Origin of the sequence: Methylobacterium sp. WL64 (assembly GCF_008039945.1) — a bacterium.
GTDB lineage: Bacteria > Pseudomonadota > Alphaproteobacteria > Rhizobiales > Beijerinckiaceae > Methylobacterium.
The window spans coordinates 1-870 of record NZ_VRVA01000297.1 but is presented as its reverse complement, the minus strand read 5'-3'; the positions used below and the strand labels follow the sequence as shown (position 1 = coordinate 870).

The 870-nt window shown below is 72.4% G+C and carries 1 protein-coding gene; it reads left to right on the top strand.

Annotation, left to right across the window (positions count from 1 at the left end):
- Positions 1-870 (top strand): polysaccharide biosynthesis/export family protein (locus FV242_RS33980; protein ID WP_147942042.1); only part of this gene is annotated, 870 nt, incomplete at both ends.

The window sequence follows — 870 nt, the reverse complement described above, 5'->3', positions numbered from 1 at the left end:
CACCGCCCCTCCACCGAGCCGGTGATCGGCATCGGCGACATGGTCTCGGTCTCGGTCTGGGAGGCCGGTTCCGGCGGCCTGTTCTCCGGCCCGCTGGTGGCCGACCGCTTCTCCGCCGGCTCCAAGTCCGCCCTCATCCCCGAGCAGCCGGTCGGCCGCGACGGCGCGATCTCGGTGCCCTATGCCGGGCGCATCAAGGTCGCCGGCCGCCGGCCCCAGGACGTCCAGGGCCTGATCGAGAACGAGCTCGCCGGCAAGGCGATCCAGCCGCAGGTGCTGGTCTCGGTCACCCGGCCGATCAGCCAGGCGGTGACCGTCACCGGCGAGGGCGCCGCCGGCGCGCGTCTGCCGCTGTCGGGCCACGGCGACCGCATCCTCGACGTCATCGCGTCGGCGGGCGGCAACCGCTCGCCGGTCTCGGAGACCTTCGTGCGCCTGTCGCGTGGGCCGCTCACCGCCACGGTGCCGCTGACCACGGTGGTGTCGAACCCCAAGGAGAACATCTACCTGCGGCCCAACGACGTGCTGACCCTGGTGCGCGATCCGCAGACCTTCCTGGCGGTGGGCGCGCTCGGCCAGGCGACCGAGCTGCCGTTCCAGGCCGACGGGATCACCCTGGCCCAGGCGCTCGCCAAGGCGCGCGGCCTGTCGGACTTCGCCGCCGACCCGGCCGGCACCTTCATCTTCCGGTTCGAGCCCGCCAGCGTGGTGCGCCGCCTCAACCCGGCCACCAAGCTCACCGGCACCCCGCTGGTGCCGGTGGTGTACCGGATCAACATGCGCGACCCCAACAGCCTGTTCACCACCCAGGCGTTCCGCATGCGCAACCGCGACCTGATCTACGTCTCGAACGCCCCGTTCACCGAGGTC